22 protein-coding genes are annotated in these 20,637 nt (G+C 42.4%); 14 read left to right on the forward strand and 8 right to left on the reverse strand.

Features of this window, described 5'->3' with window-relative positions; all coding sequences use genetic code 11:
- Positions 1-184: 184 nt before the first annotated feature.
- Complete coding sequence (locus CKO50_RS13325) at positions 185-1,447, forward strand: sugar MFS transporter (RefSeq protein ID WP_095728547.1); 1,263 nt, start codon at positions 185-187, stop codon at positions 1,445-1,447.
- A gap of 8 nt (positions 1,448-1,455) precedes the next feature.
- Positions 1,456-2,973 (forward strand): trehalase family glycosidase, encoded by a 1,518-nt coding sequence (locus CKO50_RS13330; protein WP_095728548.1) that lies wholly within the window; start codon positions 1,456-1,458, stop codon positions 2,971-2,973.
- Here CKO50_RS13330 and CKO50_RS13335 read toward each other — a convergent pair.
- Complete coding sequence (locus CKO50_RS13335; RefSeq protein ID WP_095728549.1) at positions 2,909-3,820, reverse strand: AraC family transcriptional regulator; 912 nt, start codon at positions 3,818-3,820, stop codon at positions 2,909-2,911. The two genes, CKO50_RS13330 and CKO50_RS13335, sit on opposite strands and share 65 nt — an antisense overlap.
- Before the next feature lie 158 nt (positions 3,821-3,978).
- On the opposite strand from CKO50_RS13335, the gene CKO50_RS13340 reads away from it, so the two are divergent.
- Positions 3,979-5,499, forward strand: coding sequence for an aldehyde dehydrogenase family protein (locus CKO50_RS13340; RefSeq protein ID WP_095728550.1), 1,521 nt, complete (start codon positions 3,979-3,981; stop codon positions 5,497-5,499).
- A gap of 223 nt (positions 5,500-5,722) precedes the next feature.
- Here CKO50_RS13340 and CKO50_RS13345 read toward each other — a convergent pair whose 3' ends face one another.
- A complete protein-coding gene (locus tag CKO50_RS13345) occupies positions 5,723-6,439 on the reverse strand; it encodes a haloacid dehalogenase type II (protein WP_095728551.1) in 717 nt (238 codons plus the stop codon).
- A gap of 147 nt (positions 6,440-6,586) precedes the next feature.
- On the opposite strand from CKO50_RS13345, the gene CKO50_RS13350 reads away from it, so the two are divergent.
- The 6 genes from CKO50_RS13350 (at position 6,587) to CKO50_RS13375 (ending at position 9,970) form a co-directional block, all read left to right on the forward strand.
- Positions 6,587-7,474 (forward strand): LysR family transcriptional regulator, encoded by an 888-nt coding sequence (locus CKO50_RS13350; RefSeq protein ID WP_095728552.1) that lies wholly within the window; start codon positions 6,587-6,589, stop codon positions 7,472-7,474.
- A gap of 119 nt (positions 7,475-7,593) precedes the next feature.
- Entirely contained in the window at positions 7,594-7,878 is a 285-nt protein-coding gene (locus CKO50_RS13355) for a hypothetical protein (RefSeq protein WP_095728553.1), read from the forward strand.
- A 198-nt stretch (positions 7,879-8,076) separates the two neighbouring features.
- On the forward strand, positions 8,077-8,367 hold the full coding sequence (locus tag CKO50_RS13360) for a YbaK/EbsC family protein (RefSeq protein ID WP_255229750.1): 291 nt from the start codon (positions 8,077-8,079) through the stop codon (positions 8,365-8,367).
- Between the two features lie 121 nt (positions 8,368-8,488).
- Positions 8,489-8,719 carry a hypothetical protein gene (locus CKO50_RS25145; RefSeq protein WP_368665264.1) on the forward strand — a complete coding sequence of 77 codons (231 nt, stop codon included), beginning with the start codon at positions 8,489-8,491 and terminating at the stop codon, positions 8,717-8,719.
- On the forward strand, positions 8,674-8,874 hold the full coding sequence (locus CKO50_RS13370) for a YbaK/EbsC family protein (RefSeq protein WP_255229751.1): 201 nt from the start codon (positions 8,674-8,676) through the stop codon (positions 8,872-8,874). Before CKO50_RS25145 ends, CKO50_RS13370 begins: the two co-directional genes overlap by 46 nt.
- Before the next feature lie 331 nt (positions 8,875-9,205).
- Positions 9,206-9,970: a class II glutamine amidotransferase gene (locus CKO50_RS13375; RefSeq protein ID WP_095728554.1), complete on the forward strand. Its 765-nt coding sequence runs from the start codon at positions 9,206-9,208 to the stop codon at positions 9,968-9,970.
- Positions 9,971-10,045: 75 nt separating this feature from the next.
- On the opposite strand, the gene CKO50_RS13380 is transcribed toward CKO50_RS13375, so the two are convergent.
- From CKO50_RS13380 to purM, 3 genes are read right to left on the reverse strand one after another with little or no spacing between them, the layout of a single operon-like run.
- Positions 10,046-10,741: a DUF3108 domain-containing protein gene (locus CKO50_RS13380; RefSeq protein ID WP_095728555.1), complete on the reverse strand. Its 696-nt coding sequence runs from the start codon at positions 10,739-10,741 to the stop codon at positions 10,046-10,048.
- A 13-nt stretch (positions 10,742-10,754) separates the two neighbouring features.
- A complete protein-coding gene (gene purN, locus CKO50_RS13385) occupies positions 10,755-11,405 on the reverse strand; it encodes a phosphoribosylglycinamide formyltransferase (RefSeq protein WP_095728556.1) in 651 nt (216 codons plus the stop codon).
- Complete coding sequence (purM, locus tag CKO50_RS13390; RefSeq protein WP_095728557.1) at positions 11,405-12,457, reverse strand: phosphoribosylformylglycinamidine cyclo-ligase; 1,053 nt, start codon at positions 12,455-12,457, stop codon at positions 11,405-11,407. The genes purN and purM overlap by 1 nt, the downstream gene beginning before the upstream one ends.
- A gap of 385 nt (positions 12,458-12,842) precedes the next feature.
- On the opposite strand from purM, the gene CKO50_RS13395 reads away from it, so the two are divergent.
- Positions 12,843-13,085 carry a YdcH family protein gene (locus tag CKO50_RS13395; protein ID WP_095728558.1) on the forward strand — a complete coding sequence of 81 codons (243 nt, stop codon included), beginning with the start codon at positions 12,843-12,845 and terminating at the stop codon, positions 13,083-13,085.
- Positions 13,086-13,337: 252 nt separating this feature from the next.
- Positions 13,338-14,840: a bifunctional diguanylate cyclase/phosphodiesterase gene (locus CKO50_RS13400; protein WP_255229754.1), complete on the forward strand. Its 1,503-nt coding sequence runs from the start codon at positions 13,338-13,340 to the stop codon at positions 14,838-14,840.
- A 59-nt stretch (positions 14,841-14,899) separates the two neighbouring features.
- On the opposite strand, the gene CKO50_RS13405 is transcribed toward CKO50_RS13400, so the two are convergent.
- A complete protein-coding gene (locus CKO50_RS13405) occupies positions 14,900-15,871 on the reverse strand; it encodes a LysR substrate-binding domain-containing protein (protein ID WP_095728560.1) in 972 nt (323 codons plus the stop codon).
- Between the two features lie 165 nt (positions 15,872-16,036).
- On the opposite strand from CKO50_RS13405, the gene CKO50_RS13410 reads away from it, so the two are divergent.
- Both CKO50_RS13410 and CKO50_RS13415 read left to right on the forward strand, forming a co-directional pair.
- Positions 16,037-17,017, forward strand: a complete 981-nt coding sequence (locus CKO50_RS13410; protein ID WP_255229756.1) for a zinc-binding dehydrogenase — start codon at positions 16,037-16,039, stop codon at positions 17,015-17,017.
- 323 nt (positions 17,018-17,340) lie between these two features.
- Complete coding sequence (locus CKO50_RS13415) at positions 17,341-17,928, forward strand: phospholipid-binding protein MlaC (RefSeq protein ID WP_095728562.1); 588 nt, start codon at positions 17,341-17,343, stop codon at positions 17,926-17,928.
- Between the two features lie 78 nt (positions 17,929-18,006).
- On the opposite strand, the gene CKO50_RS13420 is transcribed toward CKO50_RS13415, so the two are convergent.
- Together CKO50_RS13420 and CKO50_RS13425 are read right to left on the reverse strand one after the other, a co-directional pair.
- Complete coding sequence (locus CKO50_RS13420; RefSeq protein ID WP_095728563.1) at positions 18,007-18,987, reverse strand: 2-hydroxyacid dehydrogenase; 981 nt, start codon at positions 18,985-18,987, stop codon at positions 18,007-18,009.
- Positions 18,953-19,468, reverse strand: coding sequence for a glutathione peroxidase (locus CKO50_RS13425; protein WP_095728564.1), 516 nt, complete (start codon positions 19,466-19,468; stop codon positions 18,953-18,955). The genes CKO50_RS13420 and CKO50_RS13425 overlap by 35 nt, the downstream gene beginning before the upstream one ends.
- 128 nt (positions 19,469-19,596) lie before the next feature.
- Here CKO50_RS13425 and CKO50_RS13430 point away from each other — a divergent pair, with 128 nt between their 5' ends.
- A complete protein-coding gene (locus CKO50_RS13430; RefSeq protein ID WP_095728565.1) occupies positions 19,597-20,484 on the forward strand; it encodes an NAD(P)-dependent oxidoreductase in 888 nt (295 codons plus the stop codon).
- Positions 20,485-20,637: the final 153 nt, after the last annotated feature.

The raw sequence follows: 20,637 nt of genomic DNA on the forward strand, positions 1-20,637 counted from the left end.
GCTTAGATATTTTAGTTGATTAACTAAATTCTTATCCCGAGTTCAGGTTAGTTAACGCAGCACAATATGCGATAACAATCATTAGCTTAAATTGTTTTGATGTGATTTGGAATGCAAACGATTGCAAAAATAAAAAAGTCTGTCTAGACTAAAAAGAAATCACAGTGTTTTAACGAGAATAACAATGAACCGAGCACGTATCATACTTGCCATGGCCGTTGGTTACTTCCTATTTGCTATTTTGCTCAATAGTGTAGGGACGGTCATTTTGCAGTCCATTCATAGTTTTGGTATTACAAAAGCCCAGGCCGCCACGCTAGAGGCATTTAAAGATCTTCCTATCGCCATCGTTTCATTTCTGGTTGCGTCGGTTATCCCCAGGGTTGGGTTTAAGATCGCTCTGACTGCAGTGCTCGCGGGCGTAGCATTAATTTGTAGTATCACTCCCATGGTCGCTGAGTTTTGGATTCTTAAATTAGTATTTGCTTCTGTAGGGGCGGCATTTGCGGTGGTTAAAGTGTCGGTTTATGCGCTGGTTGGTCAAGTTACTGAAGGGAGCAACCAGCATTCAAGCCTGCTTAATTTCATTGAAGGCGTGTTTATGTTGGGGGTCCTCGGCGGTTATTGGATTTTCGCGGCGTTTATTGACAACGGCGATAACTCTCTTGGATGGTTAAACGTCTATTTCGTGTTAGCTGTGCTGAGTGCTTTTACTGCATTTATCGTTTGGATTTCCCCAATTGCAAAGCCAGAGCCAACGCAAGCCACCGAGTCTAGTGTCTTTGCATTTATGGCGATGCTAAAGCTTGTTGCTAAGCCCCTTGTGCTGGTATTTGTGATTTCCGCATTTTTATACGTATTGATAGAGCAGAGTATAGGCACTTGGCTGCCTACTTTTAATAATGAGATCCTGTCATTACCGGTGAATATTAGCGTGCAAATTACCAGTGTTTTTGCTGCTTGCTTAGCACTCGGTCGGCTCGGTGCCGGCGTTGTGCTCACCAAAGTACATTGGTATGTGGTGTTAAATGTTTGCCTTGCCGCTATGGCAGGATTAGTGATTTTAACGTTACCGATGACTGAGGGTATTGAGAAAACGCTTATTTCTTCGTTATTTGACGCACCCCTTGTGGCTTTTCTCATGCCGCTGATCGGTCTTTTTATGGCGCCTATTTATCCAGTGATTAATTCGGTAATGCTAAGTAGTTTACCCACTACACAGCACGCGTCGATGACAGGGCTAATCGTTGTATTTTCAGCGCTGGGTGGTAGCACGGGTTCAATGATCACAGGTTTAGTATTTCAACATTTTGGTGGTCAACAAGCGTTTTATGGGGCACTTATTCCCATGCTGGTGATTGCAGTGTGTTTATATTTCTTTAAATCGATGAGTGAGTCTAGCCAATCAAATCATGCTCACACGCCAAGTCAACAAAAGGTGAGCTGAGGTTTTACATGCAGTACCAATCAAACTTTTATTCCACAGAGATTTTTAAGGCGGTGCAAAGCGCAGGCCTGTTTTCAGACAGTAAGGTTTTTGCAGATGCCATCGCAAAAATTCCGCTTGCAGAGATAGAAAACCAGTATGTGATGCAAAAGCCGACGGGAGAGGCATTACTTAGATTTGTGCATGCGCATTTTGACTTTGTTGCCAACAAAGAATTAAATGCCTTACCCGATTTTACTAGTGCGCAGCAGTATATCAGTGCGCTGTGGTCGCGTTTATCTAGAAAGCCGAGCACCGTTGCTAAGGGTTCCTTGCTACCTTTACCCCATCCGTATGTTGTACCGGGTGGACGTTTTAATGAGATTTATTACTGGGATAGCTACTTTACGGCACTTGGGCTTTTGGATGCGAACAGAAGCGATCTCGTTGAGGGAATGTTAGATAACTTTGTGAGTCTTATTGATCGTATTGGACATGTACCTAATGGCAATCGAGATTATTACCAAAGTCGTTCCCAGCCACCTGTAACCGCATTAATGGTTGATTTACTGTGGCAGGAAAAATCTCATGATAAGCAGTGGTTGTCACGAGTTACTCAGGCATTACTGAAAGAACATCAGTTTTGGCAGACTGGAGAGGATTTGAGTTGCACGGATAAAAAAGCGCAGTACCGAGTCGTCAACATGCCATGTGGGGGCAAACTGAATCGCTACTGGGATCCGCTTGCAGCACCGCGCCCAGAGTCTTTTATTGAGGATATAGAATTAGCCGCAGCGGTTACGGACAGCGAAACGTTTTATCAGCACATTCGTGCGGCTTGTGAGTCGGGGTGGGACTTTAGTAGCCGTTGGTTAGCAAACGCTGACGATTTAGCGAGCATTCGTACAACAGACATTATCCCTGTAGATTTAAATGCACTACTAGTATTGCTTGAGTCGCAAATCGCACATTGTTTTGAGAAATTAAACGAGCCAACGCAAGCGCAGTACTATGCCAATTTAGCGTCAAATCGCAGTGCACTGATACAGAAATATTGTTGGTGTGATAAAAAAGGCTGGTTTTTCGATGTGGATCTTAATGAGTATGCGCGTACTTCCGTTGAATCTCTAGCGGGCGTTGTGCCTATGTTTACAGAGCTGGTTACACCTGAGCAGGCAGGGCATATTGGCAAAAAACTTGAGACAGAGTTTTTACAGCAAGGTGGATTGGTTAGTACCTTAGTCACTACTTCACAGCAGTGGGACAGCCCTAATGGCTGGGCACCACTGCAGTGGTTTGCGGTGTCAGGTTTAAGGGCATATGGTCAAAATCAACTCGCGAAGAATATTATGCAAGCATGGCTTTATGCTGTTGAAACCGGTTTTGAGCAAACCGGCTGTTTGCTTGAGAAATACAATGTGGTTGAACCGGATAAACAGGCAAGTGGCGGAGAATACGTGGTGCAACAGGGTTTTGGCTGGACTAACGGAGTAACCAGTCGTTTTTATCGGCTTTTAGTGCCTGAAGTTGATAGTCCTTCGGCGTGATATTAAAGGCTTGTTTAAACGCTCGACTGAATTGACTTGGATGCTTAAAGCCGAGTGCAAAACTAATTGCGGTGATCTGAATTCCTGCTTTTAGTTTTGCCTTTGCTTCAGTTAGCCTCCGTGCTTGGAGCCACTGCTGTGGCGTCGTCGCAAATGATTTTTTAAATTGATTGAAAAAGCGACTTCTACTCATGCAGCTAAGTTTACAAAGTTTCTCTACATCTAATGGCTCGTCTAAATGAGTCTCCAAATAATGCATCGCTTGATACAAACCGTTATGATCTGGTGCTTGTTTTACTGCACCTAACAGCAGATCTCGGCTTTGTTGCTGTAGTAGTCTTGCAATTAGTTCGTCCATTGCCAAATCGATAAAGTACCCCCGCTCAGCCTCATTCTCACTGAACAGATGGAGCAATCGCCCCAAACAGTGCTGGGTTTGCCAGTTATGCTCGGTGTGCACCAGCTGCTTTTGATAATTAAAATCACTAGGAAGCGAAAGCGCTAACTTCTCGCTCACGGTATTAATTTTCTCTCGACTGATCTCAATTGCTAAACAGGTAGTGGGAGCGGATAAGCTGGCGTCGGGAAAGTCTATAAATACGGTTTGTTCTGGTGCCAATACGAAGCTTTGATGAGGTAAAAAGGGTTGGTGATAGTCGCAACTGTCTACGTGCATCACTTTTTTACCTGTGATCATCGCGCAAAACAACACTTCATTAGAGGCGAGTTTGACTCTATTGGTACTTTCGTATGTGTCATAGACGCTAAGCTCTACCTGATTGGCGGCAAAACTTATTTTGTTTTCAACTAAGCGTTCGACATGACTGCGATGTTTAGAGATCTGCAAACAATGCACTCCTTCTCGGTTATTTTTGGACTGTGCGTATACATTCCGAGACCCTAAGTTAAGTTTTTAAAGGTGAATTTGACTAATGTCAAATATTAGTAAAAACAAAACTGGGACGAATGAAGCCCAAATAAATAACACAAGTTGCAGAGGTAAAAATGATATACGCAAATCCAAATACTGAAGGTGCAGTCGTCAACTTTAAGTCGCAATATCAAAATTTTATTGGTGGTGAGTGGACGCCACCCGTTGACGGCCAGTACTTCGACAATATTAGTCCTGTTAATGGCGAAGTGTTTTGTCAGATCCCGCGTTCAAATGATGCAGACATTGAACTGGCACTTGACGCCGCCCATGCTGCAAAGACGGCGTGGGGTAAAACTTCGGTCACTGAACGAAGCAATATATTACTCAAAATCGCAGACCGAATAGAAGCAAACCTTGAATACCTAGCGGTAGCCGAAACGTGGGATAATGGTAAAGCTGTACGTGAAACGCTAGCCGCTGATGTTCCGCTTGCTGCTGATCATTTCCGCTATTTTGCAGGTTGCATCCGTGCTCAAGAAGGAGCTATTGGTGAAATTGACGAGTCAACCGTGGCCTATCATTTTCATGAGCCTCTGGGCGTTGTGGGGCAGATCATCCCATGGAACTTCCCATTACTTATGGCTGCTTGGAAACTGGCACCGGCTCTCGCTGCTGGAAACTGCGTAGTGCTAAAGCCTGCGGAGCAAACGCCTGCGTCTATTTTGTTGTTGATGGAACTTATCGCTGATTTATTACCAAATGGCGTGGTTAATATCGTAAACGGTTTCGGGAAAGAGGCGGGGGAAGCGCTTGCTACGAGTACACGTATCGCAAAAATTGCGTTTACAGGCTCGACTCCTGTGGGCTCTCACATTCTAAAATGTGCTGCTGCAAATATCATTCCCTCAACGGTGGAACTAGGGGGGAAATCGCCCAATATCTACTTTAGTGATGTGATGCAAGCTGACGATGATTATCTAAGTAAGTGTATTGAAGGCGCGGTGCTGGCCTACTTTAACCAAGGCGAAGTATGTACTTGTCCATCGCGATTGCTCGTGCAAGAAGATATATACGACGGTTTTATAGCCAAAGTCATCGAACGCACTAAGGCGATTAAACGCGGCAATCCGCTTGATACAGAGACCATGGTTGGTGCACAAGCCTCACAAGCTCAATTTGATAAAATTCTTAGCTATATTGATATTGGCAAGAAGGAAGGGGCTGAAGTGTTAATCGGTGGCGAAGTCGCAGAGCTTGGCGAAGGTTATCACAAAGGCTTTTATATTCAGCCGACGCTGTTAAAAGGGCATAACCAAATGCGGGTATTCCAAGAGGAAATATTTGGTCCGGTGATCTCTTTATGCACTTTTAAAGATGAAGCGGAGGCTTTGGAATTGGCGAATAGCTCTGAGTTTGGTTTAGGTGCTGGGGTGTGGACTAGAGATATGAATCGCGCATATCAATTTGGTCGACAAATCGAAGCGGGTCGCGTGTGGACTAACTGTTATCATATGTATCCTGCACACGCGGCATTTGGTGGTTATAAAAAATCAGGTATTGGCAGAGAAACTCACAAAAAGGCGCTGGATCATTACCAACAGACCAAGAACCTCTTGGTGAGCTATAGCACCAGTCCTTTAGGCTTTTTCTAATTTAATTATTATAGAAGTATTGAGTACTGACCATTGTGACAGTACTCAATTAATCAGTCATAAGACTAAGTTGTTTATTCGCAAACACTATCCTACGTTTGAGCCCTTTACCAGACACGCTGGTGGTGTAAGAAGGCTCACATAGCCGATTTAATTCAAGTCCCGATATGCCTTTACCATTTTTATCTGCTAGTGTCAGGTTGCCCACGGATATTTTCTAATACTACTCGTTTCCAGAAGTGATGAGCTCGTCAGCCAAACTTGTTAAGTCAGGTAGCACGTAATCTGGTGCTTCTGCTAGAGGATAGAGTTGCTTTTGTGGTCTTGCAATAAATGCTGTGTGCATGCCCGCGGCTTTAGCGCCGGCAACATCCCAGCCGTGAGCAGCCACCATTAGCGCTTGGTCTGGACGAATATTTAATTGCTGTAACGCCCATTCGTAGGCTCTTAGGTCGGGCTTATACACTTTGATGTCTTCAATACTCAAGCGTTGCTCAAAATAGGTAATTAGACCAGCATTTTCAAACTGCGCTTTAACCCCCGCATTCGATGAATTGGTTAAACTCACGAGTTTAAAGCCTGCCCGTTTGAGCTGTTTTAGCGCCGGAATGACATCTTCATGTGGGGGCAAAGAGAGCAGGGCGGGCACGATTGCTTGTTTGGCTTGTGAGTCAGTTATCGTTAGGCCTTTGTTCTTTGCAACCATTTGTAGTGCGGCAACGCCTATCTTGCCAAAATCTTGATAATCACCACTTACTGTAGTCACTAACGAGTGATGTAGCATAGTGGAAAACCAAAGGGGTAATAGGGACTCATCGCCCCTCAAAACTTGGCTAACCGGTTTATTCATTGACTCTAAATCAAGTAAGGTTTCATTGACATCGAAGAAAATAACTTCCGGGCGCTCAACCTTTGAGTTGGCTTGGCTAATATTCGGCATTAGGCCTCCTAACATAACGAATAGACTAATTAAGGTGCGTTTCATTGATAATTCCAATTTAGTTGTGATGAGAAACAGTATATTTATTTGATAAATTCAAACAAAGCGCGCATATTCGAAAGCAAGATTCGAAAAAATTAAATCTATATGTATTCAATCGCTGAACTCGAAACATTCTTGGCTATTATTAAACATCAAGGGGTGGTCAATGCTGCGAAGCAATTGAGACTCTCACCGGCGACAGTTAGTCATCGTCTTAATAAATTAGAGCAACATTTAGACACGACTTTGCTGTTTAGAGATAGTCGTACGCTAACCTTGTCCCCAGCCGGAAGTATTTTTAGAGAGAGGGTGGAGCATATATTAGAGGCGCTTTATGATGCTGAGCACGAAATAGGTGCGAGGAGCTCAGCGGTGAGCGGGTTACTTCGTGTCACTATGCCGCCTTGGGTGTTTTCACAATTTGTGATGCCAAACCTAAGTCAATTTGAGCAAGCGCACCCGCAATTAGCACTCGATTTCCTGATCAACGATCAGTTTGTAAACATAGTTGAAGGTGCTCAAGATGTAGCGATACGCGTTGGACAATTGGCTGATTCTGGGTTGTTGGCGAGAAAACTATGCGATAACCACCGAATATTATGTGCAGCGCCGAGCTATATTGCCCGCTATGGCATGCCAGATAATATCAGCGAATTACAAAATCACTTTTTTGTATGTTTACCCTGGCAAAGGGAATTTAAGTTAAAAGAACCAAGCGGTAGAATTGTACACTTTAACGCAAAAACTCGTTTTACGATTTCAAACTCAGACAATATGACTTCTGCCGCCTTAGCTGGGCATGGTATTGCAGTTAAATCTCACATTGCCATCAGAGATAACCTAAAAAGGGGTGAGTTAGTACCTATAATTTCTGGTTGTCTCGACAGTGATGACGCACCTATTTGGTTTGTCAGGCCTCAGCACTCGCTGAAGACACGTAAGGCAGAGGCATTCTATGAATTCATGAAAGCATTATTCGAAAATGATGGCTAATACTTTAGTCTGCTTGTGCTTTTAAACTAATAACTCTAAACTCCGTATTAAAATTAGAAACTAACCAGCTTGATGTTTGTAAAATCAAACTGGTAATACTGATAGCAAACGGAGCTGCTATGTTTAAATTTATTTCTTGGATTTTTTCTATCACCGCATTTTCACTTACTCTATTCTTTATCGTGCAAGGTAGTTATATGCTATGTTTAGTCATGCTACTCGCGGGGTTAATTGCATTGCCAAAACATGAAAAAGAATTGCAGCCACTGGGTATGAGGTTACATGCTAAACATTTTGCTCGAGAGTCTCGCTCACTTAGCTCAAAAGAGGTAATGAACTTTTTGTTAGCATGCTTAATGGCAGGAGCCAGCCTTGCGTACCAATGGCATGTGGTAACAATATAGACTTTACTTAATATCTTGAGTGTTTAAATGCGGCCATGATCCGAGTTCCTATTAATGGGATACTCGGATATTTTTCAATGCTATCCCGCGATAGAGTTAACCTCATAACAGAAATAGGATAAAACATACTGGATATTTAAAATTTACTCACCAGCTGTTAGATTGGTTATAACTACCATTGCATGGAAGAGCAATTGAATGTCACAGCCGTTAAAATCCTCATCAATACGTGTTCAAGAGTTCCTAGCCAGTCATGGGCATAACTTCACCGTTACGGAGCTTGCAGACTCTACTCGTACGGCGAAAGATGCTGCAAATGCGATTGGTTGCACTGAGTCTCAAATCGCCAAGTCTCTGATATTTAAAGATAGCAATACAGAAAAAGCGGTCTTGATAATTGCTTCTGGTAGCAACCAAGTGTCCGTGAAAAATGTGGAAGCTGCAATTAGGGCCTGTTGCTCTTCCAAGTTTGTTTTTGCAGCAGTTTGATTGGTATTTACACAAGGCAGAGCCTGCGTAGCATAGTCATTCTATGTAAGTCTGGCGATAAAGACTTTGTGCTCCTGCAAAGTCACCTTACCCCACATCCTTGTGGGGCAACACAGAAGAAATGCTAATCAAGCGCTGCCCTTTGGGTTCACCTGAGTGCGCTTTGTTCATTGTTGCTCAACTTTTGCCTAGATTACTAGGCGGCAAGTCGAGCGTCGCGACCAAAACACACTCAGAAGAACAAAAATCAAACAGCAAAGGTCTACAGGCCCTGATGTTAAGCTTGAAAAAGCAGACGCAAACTTTGTGCGGGAAAAAACCGGATTTGCCATTGGCGGTGTGCCTCCTGTAGCGCACATTGACTCAGTGTTGACGATAATTGATAAAGATTTAAAGCAATACGATCGTATTTGGGCTGCTGCAGGCACGCCCAACTCGGTTTTTGAGTTAAAAGCGCATGATCTAGATACGCTTACGGGTGGCACTTGGTTAGATATTGCGAAGTAATCCTCAGTTCGTAATCGACCTTGTGTCTATATGATTTATCTATTAATCAACTTGTCGTCGCTATTAAGGTGATTAACCAGTAAAGTGTTTTCTAGATGGGAAGAGCCTGATAGTCACTCAAAATAGTCGTACTAATACCGCCCTCAATGTAGCTGAATTTAAAAAGTAAAGACACAGAGATACATGATAAACTTACCCCCAATAATTCAGTGGCATGACTATCTACGATATTCGAGCTACAAGTCAAAAGTGTGGCCAAACGTGTGACCTATTGATGTATTTGATTTGTATTTTAATCATAACTTGATGATATTTAGGGTTTAATTGATTTATGTGTGAGTTGTTGGGGATGTCGGCAAACGTACCGACGGATATTTGTTTTAGCTTTTCTGGTTTATTGGAACGCGGAGGAAATACGGGTCCTCATAAAGATGGATGGGGTATCACCTTTTACGAAGGGAAAGGATGCAGAACATTTAAAGATCCAGAGCCGAGCTGTCAGTCTGAAATCGCAAAATTGGTCAAAGCATATCCCATAAAAAGTGTTTCGGTTATCAGCCATATTCGTCAAGGGAATAGGGGGCGAACTTGTCTGGAAAATACCCACCCATTCACTCGAGAGTTATGGGGTAGAGAGATCACTTACGCTCACAATGGCCAGCTCTCGGACTATAAAGACTTAAAAACTGATTTCTACCGACCTGTTGGGAATACAGACAGTGAACTTGCTTTTTGTTGGATTTTGGACAAAGTACGAGAAAAATACCCAAGTCGTCCGTCAAACATGGTTTCAGTTTTCAGGTATGTCGCAAAGCTAGCGCATACATTGAGAGACAAAGGGGTGTTCAATATGTTGATCACTGATGGTATTTATGTGTTGGCGTATTGCACCAATAATCTGCATTGGATAACCCGTAGAGCCCCATTTGGTAAGGCTACCTTAATTGATGCGGATATGGTGGTGGATTTTCAAAAAGAAACCACACCGGATGATGTTGTCACTGTTATTGCAACTCGACCGCTGACTAACGATGAGGAGTGGCAGAAGCTTGAGCCCGGCGAGTTTGCTTTATTCAAATTAGGTGAGAAGGTGTAGTACTTAGTTTTTCTAAGCAAAGGCGGCTTAGGTGAGCCGCCTGCTAGCGAATATAATCAATCAACGAAGTCGCTATCAACTCTCTGATTTGGGTTGGTAGGTTTTAAGCTCTATCTGAAACTGCTCCATACCATCTTTGCCTTTGTACATTTTCACCAGCATATGATCATAACTTGGTGCAAACCAAGCAATGGCCTGACGATCACTATCATCATAAACGCGCTTAACTTTGATAGTTTTGACGTTGCCAAAAGGTAGGGTGATCATTTCCTCGCCGACTACCTCAAAATCATAGCTTCGTTGGTCGCCTTTTTTGTCTATGATAGGATAGCTAAACTTGGTCTTTCCTGCCTTTAAATCCTCTCTCAGCTGTACTTGATAACTAATTGAATCTTGCTGATTCTCAAGCCACTTCACTTTCAGTGGATACTTTTCTTTACTAGAAGTAATTGCTTGGTTTTGATGATCAAACTTAATTTTGTAGCTTTTATCTGGGCCAGTCCCTTCACGAGTCATACTGTAATGCAGGGGGCTGACGGTATGCTCGGTGACTTTAAACAGTGATTCTTCAGCTCTTACGTCTGAAAAAATCATCCATTCGATATCGCTTTTGTAACGTACAGCGTATGTTGCGTCCGCTATTTTTGTGAGGTCTCGCGTGGCGCTACCATGAACTTCACCTTTGCGTGAAACTTGGTATTCTGCGTGATATTCAGTGAGTGGGTTTGCGAATGTCGAGGTGGAAAGTAGAACGCTAATACCAATTAGCACAGCGCTCCATTTTTTATTTTTCTGGGTACGGCGTACCTTGAACTGGTAAGGTTTTGTTATCAAAAACAGCATAGTCTGCTTCCATTGTTAGTCTTTGTTCGCTGAACCACTTGACCACCAAAGGATAAAGAATGTGTTCTTGCTTATGCACACGTTGCGCCAGTGACTCTGCCGTATCATCTGGAAGAATAGCGACCTTGGCCTGACAGACCACAGGACCACCATCTAACTCCTCTGTGACAAAGTGAACGCTAGCACCATGTTCTGCATCGTTTGCATCGATTGCTCTTTGGTGGGTGTTCAGCCCTTGATACTTAGGCAACAAAGAAGGATGAATGTTCAACATTTTTCCTCTAAATTTTTGCACCAAGTTTGGAGTTAGAATACGCATAAATCCAGCTAATACAACCAAATCTGGTGTAAAGCTATCAATTAGTTGACCAAGTGCAGCGTCATACTCATCACGAGAAGTGTATTGCTTATGGTCTAAAACAGAAGTCGCTATACCAGCCTCTTGCGCTCTGGTTAGGCCGTATGCGTCCGCTTTATTACTAACAACGGCTGCAATTTCACCTTGAATATAGCCAGATTTGCAAGCATCAATGATTGCTTGCAAATTTGAACCACTACCAGAAATCAGAACAACAAGGCGAGTGGGTGCCATTACTTGGCACCACCTAAGATCTCAACTTGCTCTTCACCAGCCTGAGCGTCTTGAATTTCACCGATGTGCCAAGCGTTTTCGCCTTGTGCTTTCAAGATTTCAAGGCTTTGCTCAAGCTTGTCAGCAGGAACAACTAAGATCATGCCAACACCACAGTTGAATGTGCGGTACATTTCGTGCGTTGCAATGTTACCGTTTTCTTGTAACCAGTTGAAGATTGCAGGCCATTGCCAGCTATCACCTTTAATCACCGCTTTTGCTGACTCAGGTAGCACACGAGGGATGTTTTCCCAAAAACCACCGCCAGTGATATGAGAAAGTGCGTGAACATCAACTTCTTTTAATAGCGCTAAGATTTGCTTCACGTAGATACGGGTTGGCTCTAGCAGGTGCTCGCCTAGAGTTTTGCCTGCGAACTCTGCGTTAGTGTCTGCGCCAGATACTTCTAGTACTTTACGGATTAGAGAGTAGCCGTTTGAGTGCGGACCGCTTGAACCTAACGCAATTAGCTGATCGCCAGTTGCAACTTTAGTTCCATCAATGATTTGAGACTTTTCCACCACACCAGTACAAAAGCCAGCCATATCGTAGTCATCGCCTTCGTACATGCCTGGCATTTCAGCCGTTTCACCACCGATAAGCGCACAACCAGAAAACTCGCAGCCTTTGCCAATACCAGATACTACATCTGCCGCAACATCAACGTCTAACTTGCCTGTAGCATAGTAGTCCAAGAAAAATAGGGGTTCAGCGCCTTGGACAATAAGATCGTTAACACACATAGCAACTAGGTCAATACCTACTGTGTCGTGCTTTTTCAAATCGATAGCTAAGCGTAGCTTAGTACCAACACCGTCAGTGCCAGCAACTAAAACAGGCTCTTTATATCCGGTTGGGAGTTCGCATAGTGCACCAAAACCACCAATGCCACCCATTACTTCTGGGCGACGAGTTTTTTTCACTACGCCTTTAATTCTTTCGACCAATGCGTTGCCCGCATCGATGTCAACGCCAGCGTCTTTATAACTAAGAGACTGTTTTTGTTCGCTCACAGGTTTTCCTCAAAAGTTGCTAGATAGATTTGCTTAGAAACGCCGACATTTTACAACAATTGCATCTAAGCGGCTAGCGACTTTGCAAGAAACCCTAAGAATGTGGTCAAAGGTCCTCGATTTTGTATCTCGAACAGTATAAAGAAACGACAAAAACTTTGATTGCTTATAACTGAATGTAATTTGCGTTAGATCAATATTCAAGGAAGGTAGCAGCGTACTATGAAAACAGACCCAATCAGACGGTAACTTCAAAAAATGTATTCGAAATCACTGTCACTAACGGCGCATTGATTGGGTCTATCCTAAACTCAAATGCATTTCAGCCTTAACTTGAGGTTTGTACCTAAACTCAGATTACCTAGCTATTTATGGGAATAAAACGATGAATATTGAACGCCACAGCCTAGCTAAAGAACTACCAGAGTTTAAAGACAGAATTCATGAATTAAAACTGTCTGATGGACATTTTTCAAAACTCTTTAAAGATTATCATGAAGTAGACAATGAAGTTATTCGAATTGAAGACGGTGTAGAGCACTCAAGTGATGAGTACCTTGAGTCACTGAAGAAAAAGAGGCTGTGGTTAAAAGATCAACTTTACCGAATTCTAAAAAGTGTAGACTAACCTTTAGTCAAGGCCAACTTTCCTATGTGAGCGGGCCGCCAAGCCCGCTACTATGCTCCCCGCCAATTGTTGAATAATTTAGCCTGTCCCGAGCAAGGGCCGATTTATAATCTATACTCTAACCATTGTATTCCATGCACGACGACTCCTTTGATTGCACTTATATTAGTATTAGCTGGCAGCTTTATCATGGGATTAGCTTTTTCTCCGGCCTTTAAGATATGTCGATTAACGTCTTCGGTCGGGTGGCGAGTGTTGTTAATTCTTATGGCTTTGTTTGAACTCGGATACTTGAGCTTTGCCTACTTCCTGTACGATCACGATAGCGCTAGTTTTATTGAGCAAGGTTTAAGTTTAATCCTGTTTCTAGGTTCCATTTTTGTTTTTGTGGTGAATTGTTTAAGTTTAACCAGTCTGCAAGAATTGAAGGAAATTGCAACGCAGGCCAAATATAACGCGGAACATGATTTTTTAACGGATTTAGAGAATCGTCAGCGCTGCATTGATGCCATTAATGAACGTAAACATCAGCAGCTCGATTTTAGTGTTATCTTGGTTGATTTGAATAATTTTAAGCAGATTAATGACGCAAAAGGGCACTTCTTCGGTGATAAATTGCTGGTGGAACTTGCACACAAAATGCGTGCAGCACTACTTCCTCGTAGCAAGTTATATCGTATGGGCGGCGATGAATTTATTATCCTGATGGACGTGACAGACGTAAACTGTATTTACTCTCAAAACAATGCACTGCTAAGCGAATTAAAGTCAGGTATAGAAATTGAAGAGTTGCAGTTAGACGTGACGTATAGCGCAGGAGCAAGCTTATGGACTAAGTCGCGCCAACTTGATGTGTTTGACCTTTTGAAGCAAGCCGATATCGCCATGTATTCGGCCAAACATAGCCGTCAAAGTATTGTCATCTTCGATGAAGAGCTCCATGAGGGAATTGAGGCCGAATTCCAACTATTGGCTAATCTCAAAGTTGCACTCGCTCGAGGTGAATTGACGCTCTACTATCAACCGATAGTGTGTTCTCAAAGCGGTGATACTCATGGAGTAGAAGCGTTATTAAGGTGGCCTCAGCCCGATGGCACAATGATAATGCCAGATCAGTTTATTGAGTTAGCGGAGCGCAATAATTTGATCAGGCAACTGAGTGCATTTGTGATTAATCGTGTATTCCAAGACCTCGCAATATTGATTGAAATAGATGACAAGTTGGTTGTGCATATCAATCTTTCCTGCCAAGACTTTGCTGAGCAAAACCTAATTAACACCCTTGCCATGCTACTGGATACTCATCGAGTCGACCCAACCCATATAGTATTTGAGCTTACAGAAAGCACCGTGATGGAAGAAGTGGAAAAAGCGAGAAGCCTAATTGAAACATTAATAGATATGGGATTTGCAGTGAGTATTGATGATTTTGGGACGGGTTTTTCTTCATTTTCTATTCTAAAAGAGTTACCAATCTCGCAGATCAAAATAGACGGCTCGTTTGTAAGGCTAAGTCATGAAAGTGAAAAAGATCAAGCTATAGTAGAAACCAGTATGTTTTTGGCGCGTAAATTGAACTGCAGTATCGTTGCTGAGGGTGTTGAAAGCGATGCCTGCTTGCAGTATTTGTATAGCTTAGATTGTCCTTATATCCAGGGTTTCCAGATATGTGAACCGCTCTCGCTAAGCGAATGTGTAAAGTGGATTAATTCCCAGAGCATGGTGAGAGGTGCGATGAAAAGGTTAGACGGTTGAGGTCAAATCCTTTTCTGCTAAGAGCTTGCTGTCCAGATGTACGAATAAATTGCTGTCGACTAGAAAGTTAACATGGGTTTAGGTGGGATAAAGCCGTACATTTGTTCAAATCCCGGGATCTCCGTTTCCCATATTGGTGTCTCTTCACCAATATGTGCCCTGAATGCATCTAAGAAAAGCCTTGTTCTGACCGGTAAGTCGCGATGGGGATAGAGTGCATACATTGCAGCAAAGTCAACTAACTTAATATCAGTTAAAATCGGTTGTAATTTGCCTTCAGTAATTTCTTTACCGACTAAAAAGGCTGGTGCAACAATATAACAAGTACCTGATAGTACACTTTCCATCAATGTATCTCCGTCGTTGGTTCTGAAGATACTCTTTACAGGCATTTGCTGTTCGATGCCTTGCTCATCTTGATAGGTGATACTGGTAAACCTTAATGCATCACTGGCGTAAGTTGCAGCTGGTAATTCGCTGAGTTCCTTAAGCGAGTTTGGCGTGCCATGGGTTTTTAAGAACGTTGGGCTTGCTAATATGAGCAATCGGTTGCGTGCAATTCTGCGGGCGATAAGCGATGAATCTTTAGGCTCGCCGACACGGAAAGCTAAATCAAAACCTTCACCCACTAAGTCCACGAGTCTGTCTTCAAGTCTAAGCTCAACTTCAACATGAGGAAAACGTTTTTGAAAGTCATTGATAACAGGTTGTACGTAGCGTCGACCTACCACAGTAGAGCTGGCAATTTTAAGCAAACCTTTAGGTTCGGTATGATAATTTTGTGCGATGCGCTGAGTGTCGTTTAGTAGCAGTCTTAGCTCTTCCGCTTTTTTTACCATTTCTGAACCAGCAGAGGTGAGCGAGAAAGAACGAGTTGTACGATTCATCAATCTTACACCGAGTTCTTCTTCCAGTTTGGTCATCTGTTTAGAAATCACAGAGCGATCGATATTTCTCAGTTGCGCTGCACTGGCAAAAGAACCGCGCTCTACAACGTCTAAAAAGATTAATAATCTGCTGCTAATATCCATGATGCGAAAAAGTTCACTAACACTGATGCCATTGTGACACTAAACAATTGGAAATGCGAGTAGCATATTTACACTAATAAAGTTGTGGCGCGGTGCTAACAATGGTTTAATGAAATGAGACATACAAATCAAATTATTTTATTTTTAGGCATAAAGTAAAGGTATATGATGAAAGCAGTCCGATTCAATCACACAAATGGACTTACCTTCGAGCAGGGAGAAATTAGTTTACCTGAGGCAACGGATGATCAGGTCTTGATCAAAGTTGAATACGTTGGTTTAAGCTTTATCGATACCAAAGTGGCCAACTGTCCCTGCGAAGAAACACCGAATAGAGTGTTTGGTGTAGATGCTGTGGGGGTTGTTGAAAAAGCGTGTAAAACAGGATTTCCAGAGCCTGGTACTCGGGTTTTTTGGCATGGTGACATTCGAGAGCAAGGCACGATGAGCGAATTTGCTTTGGTGCCAAGCCACGCGCTTACTGTATTGCCAAAAGATGTTGATGGAAAGTTGGCTGCTGCTTCAATTGCACCTGCAATGTGCGCATTAATAGGATTATTCAAACTGCAATTAAATGCAGGAGATACGGTCTTAATCGAGTCTGCTCATCATCCAGTTGGTCAAATGGTAATACAATTTGCCAAACAGGTGGGGCTTGGAGTGGCGGCATGTTCTGAGTCCAAATATAAGAAGCTGCTTGAAAAGCTAGGTGCGGATCTCGTGTATACCCAGCCTGATTTTTCCGGCTTAGCCGATGCCCTGCAGCTTTCTTTTGGTGCAGCAGAGGTGCAAGGTGCACTAGATTTAACTGGAACACATACCCAACAATTAATTTCGCATTTGATATTTTGTGGTCGAGTAAGCTGCCTAGCGGGATTACCTAGTATTGAGCAACACGTCTTAATGAAAAAAGCGCCAAACATAGGCATCGTTTCTTTGTGTGGCAGTTGGCTTTCCAATAGCGTTTGTGCGCAGCAGAGAATGGCATTCATTGGAAATACTCTGGCTGAAAAGCTTGAAAAAAATGAAATTACTTTGCAGCAACTTGAATCTATCTCACCACAGCATGATACGTTAATTGAAACGCTGAAAAAGCTAGAAAGCAACGATAATATCACGTTTTTTGTGGCTGATATGAAACTGTAGTTCCCATTAGCAACAATAATTTATCCTCTTTACGCAACAATACTGAGCTTGGCTGTATTCGCTGGGCTCAGCGCCCAAATAAATTGATACAATTTCTGACATTTTTCATCGTTTGAACACCGTATACTTCCCAGCATGCCTCGTCATGATGGGAATACGTCTTTATCTTTACGACTTCATAAAGAATCATTTTCATCGCAAAGCGAAATTTTACACTGCGTTAATTGATGTCTTAGGGGCATCAATTTGGTGCGAATTGATATGTTTATTTGCACTCGTCAAATTGGATAGACTAGTGTTGTCAGTTTAATAAGGATTAAACAATGAAAAAGTTACTTGTTATTTTCAGTTTTCTCATCTTCTCAAGTGTCACATTTGCGAATGACACACCTTATGAATTAATTAATCAAGTCGGCGATAAGCTATTTGCTGATATAAAAACGGTTAATCAAGATGGCAAGGCAACTGAAACTCAGATGAAGGGTATAGTACGTAGTCGCTTGATGCCACACATCGATGTAAAGTTTGTATCTTTTAAATTGCTTGGCAAACATATTAAAGGGCTAAAAAGAGACGAAGCTATTGAGTTTATTGGTGCGGTTGATAACTATCTTGTATCTACCTACGCCAATGCGTTTTTACAGTACAAAGGCCAAGACGTATTGTTTGAAGAGTTACCGGTATCTGATGGTGCTGATTTTGCGACGGTTAAGGTGGTAATAAGAGAGCAATCAAAACCAGATATAGGCATGCATTTTAAGTTTCGTCAAAGCAAAGATGGAGACTGGAAGGTGTATGACATGGTTGCTGAAGGTATTTCTTTATTGAGTGCTAAGCAAAAAGAGATCACGATGAGAATTTCAGAAGTAGGCTTAGCTCAGGTTACGGCTGAATTGAAGAGTAAAGCATAAATCAAATTACTTCCCCCCGACTTTGAAGTAACCAAAAGAGCACATCATGATTGAGTGCTCTTTTTTTTAGTTTTGAAATCAGACTACTTGGTTTATCAGTGGCTTCTCAAGTCTTGCTGCGTCGAGGTTTTCACAGGTTATTGTTGCAATCTGTTTTAGTGCTTCTTTGGTAAAAAACCCTTGATGTCCAGTCACGAGTACATTGGGGAAACTAACCAAGCGAGAAAAAACATCGTCTTGAATTATTTCTTCACTGTGGTTTTTAAAAAATAGCTCAGATTCTTGCTCATATACGTCTAAGCCGAGATAACCGAGGCGTTTAGACTTGAGCGCGGCGATACAGGCTTTGCTATCTAACAGGGCGCCTCTACTGGTGTTAATAAGCATGACACCTGCTTTCATTTTGGCAAACGCCGCATCATCAATAATATGATGCGTATGTTCATTAAGTGGACAGTGCAGGCTAATAATATCCGCTTGTGCTAGCAAAATATCTAGAGAGACCAAAGTATAAGGGCCTTCTCCTATGTTCGGGTCATAAACCAGCACATTGGCTCCAAAGCCGTTTAAAATACTGACTAGCGCTTGGCCAATTTTGCCACAGCCTATAATACCGACCGTTTTATTATAAATATTAAAACCAAGTAAGCCGTTGAGATCAAAGTTATCTTCTCGAACTCGATTGTAGGCCTTATGTGTCTTGCGGCTGAGCGTTAGCATCAACGCGATACAGTGTTCAGCAACCGCTTCTGGACTATACGCTGGAACACGGACAATATTTATGTTGCGCTGCTTTGCTTGTTGAATATCAACATTATTGAAGCCTGCGCAACGTAGGGCGATGGTTTTAACACCATAGTCAGCTAGTTTATCAATCACTTGCGCATTTACAGTATCGTTTACAAATACACAAATCGCGTCATAGTGCTGACACAGTGAAACCGTTTTTTCATTAAGTGACTCGCTAATAAAGCTTATTTCAAGTTCAGAGTAGGCATTTACGGCTTGCTCAAAAAATGGCACTTCATAGTTTTGCGAACTGAATAGGGCGATTCTCATGATTAATGTGGCTCTCTATCACTGACTTAAGCGTTTCTGGTTTTGTTCTTGGGGCATATCTTGATACTAGCATGCCTTCAGAGTTTATTAGAAACTTGGTAAAATTCCATTTAATTGCGCGGTTTTGCGCGATACCACGGGTATGAGATTTTAAATAGCTAAATAATGGGTGCGCATCAGGTCCGTTGACTTGTGTTTTAGTACAGATCTTAAAACTTAAATTGAAATGCGTATTGTAAAACTCTTTGAGCATTTCATCTTCAAGTGGCTCGTTGCGACCAAACTGATTACAAGGAAAGGCCAATACCTCAAATCCAAAAGGTTTGTATTTGCTGTATAGCTTTTCAAGTGCAGACAGTTGCGGAGCAAAGCTACATTTACTCGCAATGTTAACGATCAATAGCGGTCTTCCCGCCAGAGACTGTAATGGCAAAACTTGGCGATCAATAAGTTGTGCACTAAAACGATAAATATTCTCCATCCTTTCAGGCTCCGTGTGATTTATTCATGTTATTCGGTATCAAAGCGGTTTTTTCATTTGCTATGATAGAGGTGCTCGGGTATAAAAACTCCATTCTTATTAAGATAACAACGAAATAGGACAGAAATATGTCAGTGAAAGTCGCATTTATAGGATTAGGCGTTATGGGGTATCCAATGGCTGGTCATTTGCAAAAGGCGGGTTACCAAGTCACGGTATACAATCGTACCACCAGCAAAGCCGAAAAATGGGCCGCTGAGTATGCTGGCAACTTTGCAGTTACACCTAAAGATGCAGCGACTGACTGTGATTTTGTGTTTATGTGTGTTGGCAATGATGACGATTTACGCTCAGTCGTATATGGCGAAAGTGGCGTATTAGCGGGAGTAAAGCTGGGAGCGGTGATAGTTGACCATACTACAACATCTGCAAAAGTTGCCCGTGAAGTAGCGCAAGAATCCAAGAAATTACAAGTTGAATTCCTGGATGCCCCTGTATCAGGAGGTCAGGCTGGTGCAGAAAATGGCGTGTTGACGGTGATGGTTGGAGGAGACGAAAGTACGTTTGTTAAAGCGCAGCCAATCATGGCCGCATTTGCTCGTTTTAGCCAATTAATTGGAGAAGTGGGCGCGGGGCAGCTTTGTAAAATGGTTAATCAGATTTGTATCGCGGGCGTGGTACAAGGGCTCGCAGAAGGCTTGCACTTTGCTAAAAAAGCGGGTCTTGATGGTGAAAAAGTGATTGAAACGATTGCTAAGGGGGCAGCTGGCTCCTGGCAAATGGAGAATCGTTATAAAACCATGTTAGCAGGCGAATATGACTTTGGCTTTGCAGTCGATTGGATGAGAAAAGATTTAGGCATTGCACTAGACGAGTCAAGAAGTAACGGTGCTAATTTGGCGCTTACAGCTTTAGTGGACCAATATTATGCAGATGTTCAAGCGCTTGGCGGCAACCGTTTTGATACCTCAAGTCTACTGGCTAGGCTTGACGCTATCCACGACAAAAACAAATAACCCTTTCTTTTCTAATCTAATACCAGTTGTATTAAGTAAATGATCTATTTTGAAGCGGGGAAATAGCTTTAGTAGCAAGGCAAAAATTTTGCTATTTAGTTGTTCTAAATGAGAAATTTTTAACGAAGCTAATATNGAATTGATTAGAGAATT

The sequence above is a fragment of the Pseudoalteromonas sp. HM-SA03 genome, from assembly GCF_002289345.1.
Classification (GTDB): domain Bacteria; phylum Pseudomonadota; class Gammaproteobacteria; order Enterobacterales; family Alteromonadaceae; genus Pseudoalteromonas.

Coding starts and splice junctions, on each gene's coding strand:
- CKO50_RS13410 (WP_255229756.1), top strand. CDS start 16,037: ATGATGAAAGCAGTCCGATTCAATCACACAAATGGACTTACCTTCGAG.
- CKO50_RS13375 (WP_095728554.1), top strand. CDS start 9,206: ATGTGTGAGTTGTTGGGGATGTCGGCAAACGTACCGACGGATATTTGT.
- CKO50_RS13420 (WP_095728563.1), bottom strand. CDS start 18,987: ATGAGAATCGCCCTATTCAGTTCGCAAAACTATGAAGTGCCATTTTTT.
- CKO50_RS13345 (WP_095728551.1), bottom strand. CDS start 6,439: ATGCCGAATATTAGCCAAGCCAACTCAAAGGTTGAGCGCCCGGAAGTT.
- CKO50_RS13350 (WP_095728552.1), top strand. CDS start 6,587: ATGTATTCAATCGCTGAACTCGAAACATTCTTGGCTATTATTAAACAT.
- CKO50_RS13340 (WP_095728550.1), top strand. CDS start 3,979: ATGATATACGCAAATCCAAATACTGAAGGTGCAGTCGTCAACTTTAAG.
- purN (WP_095728556.1), bottom strand. CDS start 11,405: ATGGCACCCACTCGCCTTGTTGTTCTGATTTCTGGTAGTGGTTCAAAT.
- CKO50_RS13355 (WP_095728553.1), top strand. CDS start 7,594: ATGTTTAAATTTATTTCTTGGATTTTTTCTATCACCGCATTTTCACTT.
- CKO50_RS25145 (WP_368665264.1), top strand. CDS start 8,489: ATGCTAATCAAGCGCTGCCCTTTGGGTTCACCTGAGTGCGCTTTGTTC.
- CKO50_RS13325 (WP_095728547.1), top strand. CDS start 185: ATGAACCGAGCACGTATCATACTTGCCATGGCCGTTGGTTACTTCCTA.
- CKO50_RS13415 (WP_095728562.1), top strand. CDS start 17,341: ATGAAAAAGTTACTTGTTATTTTCAGTTTTCTCATCTTCTCAAGTGTC.
- CKO50_RS13395 (WP_095728558.1), top strand. CDS start 12,843: ATGAATATTGAACGCCACAGCCTAGCTAAAGAACTACCAGAGTTTAAA.
- CKO50_RS13405 (WP_095728560.1), bottom strand. CDS start 15,871: ATGGATATTAGCAGCAGATTATTAATCTTTTTAGACGTTGTAGAGCGC.
- CKO50_RS13330 (WP_095728548.1), top strand. CDS start 1,456: ATGCAGTACCAATCAAACTTTTATTCCACAGAGATTTTTAAGGCGGTG.
- CKO50_RS13430 (WP_095728565.1), top strand. CDS start 19,597: ATGTCAGTGAAAGTCGCATTTATAGGATTAGGCGTTATGGGGTATCCA.
- CKO50_RS13360 (WP_255229750.1), top strand. CDS start 8,077: ATGTCACAGCCGTTAAAATCCTCATCAATACGTGTTCAAGAGTTCCTA.
- CKO50_RS13425 (WP_095728564.1), bottom strand. CDS start 19,468: ATGGAGAATATTTATCGTTTTAGTGCACAACTTATTGATCGCCAAGTT.